The organism is Herbaspirillum sp. BH-1, from assembly GCF_002870055.1.
In the GTDB taxonomy this organism is placed as follows: domain Bacteria; phylum Pseudomonadota; class Gammaproteobacteria; order Burkholderiales; family Burkholderiaceae_D; genus Herbaspirillum; species Herbaspirillum frisingense.
This window is the reverse complement of the sequence record NZ_PKOI01000020.1, coordinates 76,633-84,047: the sequence shown is the minus strand read 5'-3', so window position 1 is coordinate 84,047 and position 7,415 is coordinate 76,633. Positions and strand designations below refer to the sequence as shown.

Genomic DNA, 7,415 nt, shown 5'->3' with positions numbered 1-7,415 from the left:
TTTCATGCTGGCCCACCCGGCCCACTGGATCGCCCAGGGTTTCGGCAGCGGCCTCTCGCCCATCATGCCCGGCACGGCCGGCACGCTGTTCGCCTGGCTCTCCTTCGCGGTGCTCTCCACGCGCTGGCCGCATGTCTTCACGGCCGGCAACTGGCTGGCCATCATCGTGGCCGGCTTCATCATCGGCATCTGGGCCTGCCATCGCACCGGCCAGGCGCTGAACTCGCCCGACGACGGCAGCATGGTGTGGGACGAGATCATCGCCTTCTGGCTGGTGCTGGTACTGGTGACGCCGGCCAGCCTGAAGACGCAGTTCGCGGCCTTCGTGGTGTTCCGCTTCTTCGACATGGTCAAGCCGCCGCCGATCGCCTGGTTCGACCGCCGCTTCAAGGGCGGCTTCGGCGTGATGTGGGACGACATCCTGGCCGCCTTCTATACCCTGCTGGTCTTTGCCTTCTGGCGCGCCTACTGGTAAGTGAAGAATCAGCGCTGGTCCGATACAACAATGGCCGACATCGGAGTATCCTAGGCTCGCACGTCGTTGATCAACCGACCGCAGTCCCGCTGCTACGACGGACAGAGACTGCGGCACAGCCGAGGATGACACTCATGGACAGCACGATAGACCTAGCCACCCGCGTGGGCCAGACTCTCAAAGCCAAGGGCCTGCTGCTCGCCACTGCAGAATCGTGTACCGGCGGCGGCATTGCCCACGCCATCACGGAGATCGCCGGATCGTCGGAATGGTTCGACTGCGGTTTCGTCACCTATTCGAACGCTTCCAAGAATGAACTGCTGGACATTTCCGAAGCCCTGATCGCCCAGCATGGCGCCGTCAGCGAGGAGATTGCCGGCGCCATGGCCGAGGGCGCGGTGGCCAACAGCAGTTCGGACCTGGCCGTCTCCACCACCGGCATCGCCGGCCCCGGTGGCGCGGTGCCGGGCAAGCCGGTGGGCACCGTCTGCTTCGGCTGGCGGGTGGGCGACAAGACCTATACCGAGCGCCTGGTCTTCAAGGGCGACCGCCAGCAGGTACGCGCGCAGACGGTGGATCATGCGCTGAAGGGCTTGCTCAAGTTGCTGGCAGACTGAATGCGGTCGGACTGAATCCGGCCCCATCAAGACAAAGGCGGCGCTCCATCGGAGTCGCCGCCTTTTTCATGGCACCGTCGCTTCAGGATCAGCGGAAGCGGTTGATCGCGTCACGCGTTTCGATGGCCACGCGGCGCGCGGCCGCGGCGAAGTCTTCACCTTCCTGCGGCTTGGCGTACAGGATGGCGCGCGAGGAATTGATCATCATGCCGGTGCCGGCGGCGGTCCTGCCGGATTTCACGGTGGCTTCGACGTCACCGCCCTGGGCGCCCACGCCCGGCACCAGCAGGGGCATGTCACCGATGATGGCGCGTACCTGCGCCAGCTCGTGCGGGAAGGTCGCACCCACCACCAGGCCGCACTGGCCGTTGGTATTCCACTTCTCGGCCACCAGGCGCGCCACGTGCTGGTACAGCGGCTTGCCATCGACTTCCAGGAACTGCAGGTCCGAACCGCCGGCGTTGGAGGTGCGGCACAGCACGATCACGCCGCGATCCTTCCACTCCAGGTAGGGCGAGACCGAGTCCCAGCCCATGTAGGGGCTGACGGTGACGACATCGGCGTCATAGCGCTCGAAGGCTTCGCGGGCGTATTGTTCGGCGGTAGCGCCGATATCGCCGCGCTTGGCATCCAACACCAGGGGGATCTCGGGATAGTTGCTGCGCAGATAGGCGCAGATGCGCTCCAGCTGTTCTTCCGCGCCCAGCGCGGCGAAATAGGCGATCTGCGGTTTGAAGGCACAGGCGGCCTCGGCGGTGGCATCGATGATGGCGCGGCAGAATTCGAAGATCGCGTCCGGGCGGCCTTGCAGCTCGGCCGGGAATTTCTTGAGGTCGGGGTCCAGGCCCACGCACAGCAGGGAATTGCGCGAAGTCCACGCAGCGTTGAGTTTCTCGATGAATGTCACGGTGGTGCCTTTAACTGAAAGATGCGCTATTGTAGCGCGCCGGCATGGCCCGATCTCGATATTTGACTGATGTTCAGCGGTTTTCCCGGAACATCGGGCACTTGGCGTGGATTTTCCGGTCTCATGCGCTCTCATTGCTTCACTTTTGCTACGAGGAAAGACAATATGAAAAAACTCTTCGCCTGGCTGGCCGTCGCCATGACGGCACTGATCCTCTCCGGCTGCGGCTACAACGAGTTCCAGGCCAAGGACGAGGCCACCAAGGCCGCCTGGGGCGAAGTGGTCAACCAGTACCAGCGCCGCGCCGACCTGATCCCCAACCTGGTCAACACCGTCAAGGGCTATGCCTCGCACGAGAAGGACACCCTGGAAGCCGTCACCCGCGCCCGCGCCGCTGCCACCAGCTTCCAGATCACGCCGGAGGTGCTCAATGATCCGCAGGCCTTCGCCAAGTTCCAGCAGGTGCAGGGCGAGCTGTCCTCGGCGCTGTCGCGCCTGATGGTGGTGTCCGAGAACTACCCGCAACTGAAGGCCGACGCCAGCTTCCGCGACCTGCAATCGCAACTGGAAGGCACCGAGAACCGCATCACCGTGGCCCGCCAGCGCTATATCGCAGCGGTCAAGGACTACAACATCCTGGCGCGCAGCTTCCCCACCAACCTCACCGCCAAGCTGTTCAGCTACGAGGTCAAGCCGTCCTTCACGGTGGATAACGAGAAGGCCATCTCGACCGCCCCTGCGGTCGACTTCGGCAAGTAATCTGCCCACCCCGGTCCGCCATGCGCAAGCTGCTCATCACCTGCTGGCTGCTGATCCTCCTGCCCCTGGCTGGCCTGGCCCGGGCCGATGACGGCCTGGTGGCCGTGCCGCCCTTGTCGTCCCACGTCATCGACCAGATCCACCTGCTACAGCCGCAACAGCAGCAGGCCCTGGAAGGCGTACTGGCCGAGATCGAGCAGCGCACCGGCAGCCAGATCGCGGTACTGCTGATGTCCTCCACCGCGCCGGAAGCCATCGAGCAATACAGCATCCGCGTGGCCGATGCCTGGCAACTGGGCCGCAAGGGTGTGGATGACGGTGTGCTGCTCATCGTCGCCCGCGACAATCCCAAGTCGCTGCGGCGCCTGCGCATCGAAGCCGGGCGCGGCGTGCAGGGCAGCCTCACCGATGCCCAATCCAAGCGCATCCTGGAAGACGTGATCGCACCGCATTTCCGCCAGAACGATTTCTACGGCGGCCTGGCCGCCGGCGTGACCGCCATCACCACCCTGCTGGAACAGGAAAAACTGCCCGCCGCCCAGCGCCACACCGGGCCTGCGCAGACCGATGACGGTGGTGGCTGGTTGACGCTGATGGTGATCGTGCTGTTCCTGGTGGTGTTCTTTGCCATGCTGCTGAAGTCGCGCCGCGGCGCCCGCAACACACTGGACAACAATGACTGGGGCCGAGGCCGGGGACGCGCCACCACGGCCGGCGTCATCATCGGCAGCATCCTCGACGAAGCGGCACGCCAGGCCGCCTCCGGACGCGGCTGGCCGCGCTCGGGGGGTGGCGGTGGTGGCGGTGGTGGAGGCTTTGGCGGCTCCTCCGGCGGGGGCGGGTTCTCCGGCGGTGGTGGCAGCTTCGATGGTGGCGGCGCTTCAGGAGACTGGTGACATGCCTCACAACACCCCATCCCCTTCCCTGCCGGTGCGCCTGCTGCGCCATCTGCGCAGCACCCGCACCACGGCGCGGCGTGCCTTCCCCTCGACCACGCTCAAGGCCATCCAGGCCAGCATCGGCGAAGGGGAGCAACGGCACCGGGCGCAGGTCCGCGTGATTGTCGAAGCGGCATTGTCACTGGGTGCCGTGCGACGCGGCGAAAGCGCCAGGCAGCGCGCCCACGAACTGTTTTCGCACTACCGCATCTGGGATACCGAAGAAAACTGCGGCGTGCTGGTCTACATCAACCTGGCCGACCGCAAGGTGGAAATCGTCGCTGATCGTGGCATCAATCGGCATGTCACCCGCGAGCAGTGGATGCAGGTGTGCCGTCTGATGACGGCGGGTTATGCCAGGGGTGATTACGAAGCCAGTACCCTGCAAGCGCTGGCCGCCCTGCATGCGCTGCTACAGACGGCAATGCCGCGCCAGGGTGATGACCGCGACCACAACGAACTCTCCGACAAACCCCTGCTGCTGTAGACAAGCCGCCTTGGAGCTGGTGCCTCAGCCGTTCTCGTACACCCACTGCAGCAAGGCATCCTGCGCCTTCTGCCCATTGGGTGCGGCAGCGTGGTTGATCAGGAACACCACCACATAGGTCTTGCCCGAGGCCGCCTGCACGTAGCCGGCGATCGAGCGTACGTCGTTCAGGGTGCCGGTCTTGATGTGGGCCTGGCCGGCCACGCTCTGCGTCTTCAGGCGTCGGCGCATGGTGCCGTCATAGCCCACCAGCGGCAGCGAGGAAACGAATTCCGGCATCAACGGCGAACGGTAGGCCTGCACCAGCACGCTGGCCAGCAGCGAGGGCGTGACCCGCTCCACCCGCGACAGGCCGGCGCCATTCTCGATGGCCAGTCCATTGGTATCGATGCCTTTGTCGTTGAGCCAGCCGCGCACGACGCGTGCGGCATTGACCGTGTCGCCCGGCTGCCCGGTCATCTCGGCGCCCAGCGTGAGCAGCACCTGGCGCGCCATGACGTTGTTGCTGTACTTGTTGATGTCGCGGATGACTTCCGGCAGCGTCGGCGATTGCACCTCCACCATCAGCCGCGCCGAGGGCGTGACCACCCCGTTGACCACGCGCCCGGAAAAACTGCCCCCCAGCTCGGCCCACATCTGGACAAAACTGGCGCCGACATACTGCGCATTGTTCATGCGGTAGGGGTGCACATACCACACCCGCGGCCCGCAATCGGCAGCGTAGGTGCCACCGAAGCTGGCACCATTGAGGTCGTTGTTGAGCATCAGCTTGCCCTGCCAGTCGCCGCAAGGCTCCTGTGACAGGCGCGGTGGGGTGATGGTGAAACCGGCCATGGGCGGGTCCATGCTGACATTGACCACACCGGCGGCGGCATCCGGCTCGAAGCGGAAGGCCTGGGTGCGGTAGTTCAGCAGCAAGGCATCGGGGCCGGCGTTGTAGGGCTTCTGCGGATCGCCGTCGAACTGCGAGGGGTCATAACTGGACTCGGCGAAATAGCTGCGGTCCAGCACCAGATTGCCGCGGATGTCCTTGATGCCGCGTGCGCGCAGCTGGCGCAGGAACAGCCAGAAATTTTCCAGCACCAGCTTGGGGTCACCACCGCCCTTGAGAATCAGGTCGCCATTGAGTACACCACCAGCCAGGCTACCATCGATGTAGGCCTGGGTCTTCCACGTGTAGGTGGGGCCCAGTATCTCCAGCGCAGCGTCGGTGGTCACCAGCTTCATGACCGAGGCAGGGTTGAAGGGCTGGCCGACATTGCTGGACGCCAGCAGGCGCTTGCCGCTCTCGGCATCGACCACCACCACGCCGGTGTTCTGCTGCGGGATATGCGCCACGCGCAGCGCGCCCACCACCGGTGGCGGCAGGCCTTGCGCAAACAGCGGCGATGCAGGCGCCAGCAGCGCGACGGCCAGCGTGAAGGACGAGAGAGAAAGGCGGCGCAGCGCAGGAGAGGAGAAACGGAACATGATCAGCGGGTCGACGGGAAGCAGGCATTATAGGGGATCGACAATGTCGCTTGCGCCGACGGGGGGGCAGGGATCACCCCTGCTGCATCGGGACATCAGGGCGTCATACCGCCGTGCGACACTGCCATCCCACTGACAAACGGTCATCGGCGCGGGTTCCCGCCCTGCTCCAGATCAAGGCCCGCGCACACCGGGTCGATCCAGGCTTGCCTGCAATGTGGTAGTGGGGTTACGCTTGCGGACCCCTTTTTTGTATCGGTACGTACGTCATCGCACTGGCCCTGCCGTTACGCCGGGATGGCCAGCCCCGGGTGGACCGGATCGAAAGAACAACAGCACACCATGCCATCCCGTTCCAACAACGAGCAGCGCGCCGGATCGCGCTCGCCGCCGACGCTGCTGCGTAGGCTGCGCGAGCTGGTCGACCCGGTGGCACTTTACCGCCAGCGCCCGGGGCGGGCGGACGACATGCCGCCGGAAGCATTGATCGGCAAGGGAGTGCGCTTCGTACAGCGCATCTATCGCCTGCGCGTGATCGGCCTGGGGGTCGGCTTCTTCTGCGTGGCAGCCGGTTTCATGCAGAATCCGGTGATCTGGCCACTCTGGCTGGCGCTGTTCGGCCACGGCTACCTGTGGCCGCACGTGGCGCGCCACTGGGCGCTCAACAGCGCCATCCCCTATCGCGCCGAGCGGCGCAACCTGGTCATCGATGCCGCCATCGGCGGCTTCTGGATCGCCGCCCTCAACGGCAACCTGATCCCCAGCGCGGTCATCATCTCCATGCTGTCGATGGACAATATCGCCGCCGGCGGCCTGCGCCTGTTCATGCGCGGACTGTATGCCAGCATCGCCGCCTGCGCGCTGGGCTGGTGGCTGCTGGATGCGCACTTCCTGCCGCAGTCCGACCTGACCACCGTCCTCGCCTGCCTGCCGATGATGGCGTTGTATCCGCTGGCGCTGGGCAAGTCCACCTATGAAATGTCCAAGAAGCTGGCCGAGCGCTCACGGGAGTTCGAGATCGTCAGCCAGACCGACGGCCTGACCCGACTGTTCAATCGGCGTTACTGGGAAAGTCAGCTGATCGCGGAATTCGAACAGCGCAGCCAGGGCGGCGCGGGGAGTCACCAGGCCTTCCTGCTGTTGTTGGACCTGGACCATTTCAAGAGCATCAACGATACCCACGGCCACCTCACGGGCGACGAAGTCTTGCGCAATTTCTCGCGCCTGCTGCGTGCTGCACTGCGGGCAGACGACCTCATCGGTCGCTACGGGGGCGAGGAATTCGTGGTCATCCTGCGTGATATCGCCCCCGCCGAAGCGCTGCAGCTCTCGCAGCGTCTGGTCGAGGCGGCGCGCAGCACAAATGATGAAAACAATTTATACGGTTGCACCGTCAGCGCAGGACTGGTGCCCTTCTCGGCGGACATGGAAGCCCACTTCGTCTGGTTGCAGCGCGCTGACCACGCCATGTACTGCGCCAAGGAAAGTGGTCGCGATCGCCTGGTGGTGTGGGATGCCAGCCTGGCACGCAGGAACGGAGCGCCCTGATCAGCGACCAACGGCGACGACGGTGTAGGAAGGGTAGATCGATGGAATGACCGGGGGGCATCTGCCCGAGGGCACCGGCAGGCAAGAAAAGCAGACGCAAAAAAGGCCGATGTTTTCGGGGCCGCCACGAGACCACTGTGAAAACATCGACCTAGGGAAATCAAGGCGGGGCGATCGGCAAACTCAAAGAATAGGCTGGTTCCCTGGAAATGCC

The 7,415-nt window shown here is 64.8% G+C and carries 8 protein-coding genes; 6 read left to right on the top strand and 2 right to left on the bottom strand.

All coding sequences use genetic code 11. From position 1 onward, the window contains the following. Positions 1-475: phosphatidylglycerophosphatase A family protein (locus HBH1_RS21020; protein WP_233207664.1), on the top strand; the 475-nt coding region annotated here is incomplete at its 5' end. Positions 476-609: 134 nt separating this feature from the next. Then, the gene (locus HBH1_RS21015; RefSeq protein ID WP_006462823.1) at positions 610-1,092 is read left to right on the top strand and encodes a CinA family protein; all 483 of its coding nucleotides are present in this window, start codon (positions 610-612) and stop codon (positions 1,090-1,092) included. Between the two features lie 88 nt (positions 1,093-1,180). Here HBH1_RS21015 and pyrF read toward each other — a convergent pair whose 3' ends face one another. Next, positions 1,181-1,999: an orotidine-5'-phosphate decarboxylase gene (gene pyrF / locus HBH1_RS21010; protein ID WP_006462824.1), complete on the bottom strand. Its 819-nt coding sequence runs from the start codon at positions 1,997-1,999 to the stop codon at positions 1,181-1,183. Positions 2,000-2,164: 165 nt separating this feature from the next. Here pyrF and HBH1_RS21005 point away from each other — a divergent pair, with 165 nt between their 5' ends. The 3 genes from HBH1_RS21005 to HBH1_RS20995 are packed head-to-tail and all read left to right on the top strand — an operon-like array spanning position 2,165 to position 4,183. Then, the gene (locus HBH1_RS21005; protein ID WP_102664233.1) at positions 2,165-2,758 is read left to right on the top strand and encodes a LemA family protein; all 594 of its coding nucleotides are present in this window, start codon (positions 2,165-2,167) and stop codon (positions 2,756-2,758) included. A gap of 20 nt (positions 2,759-2,778) precedes the next feature. Continuing rightward, the gene (locus tag HBH1_RS21000; RefSeq protein ID WP_102664232.1) at positions 2,779-3,654 is read left to right on the top strand and encodes a TPM domain-containing protein; all 876 of its coding nucleotides are present in this window, start codon (positions 2,779-2,781) and stop codon (positions 3,652-3,654) included. Between the two features lies 1 nt (position 3,655). Next, positions 3,656-4,183: a TPM domain-containing protein gene (locus HBH1_RS20995; RefSeq protein ID WP_102664231.1), complete on the top strand. Its 528-nt coding sequence runs from the start codon at positions 3,656-3,658 to the stop codon at positions 4,181-4,183. Positions 4,184-4,207: 24 nt separating this feature from the next. On the opposite strand, the gene dacB is transcribed toward HBH1_RS20995, so the two are convergent. Further along, complete coding sequence (gene dacB / locus HBH1_RS20990) at positions 4,208-5,653, bottom strand: D-alanyl-D-alanine carboxypeptidase/D-alanyl-D-alanine endopeptidase (protein ID WP_102664230.1); 1,446 nt, start codon at positions 5,651-5,653, stop codon at positions 4,208-4,210. Between the two features lie 342 nt (positions 5,654-5,995). Here dacB and HBH1_RS20985 point away from each other — a divergent pair, with 342 nt between their 5' ends. Further along, positions 5,996-7,201, top strand: coding sequence for a diguanylate cyclase (locus tag HBH1_RS20985; RefSeq protein WP_102664229.1), 1,206 nt, complete (start codon positions 5,996-5,998; stop codon positions 7,199-7,201). Positions 7,202-7,415 lie beyond the last annotated feature (214 nt).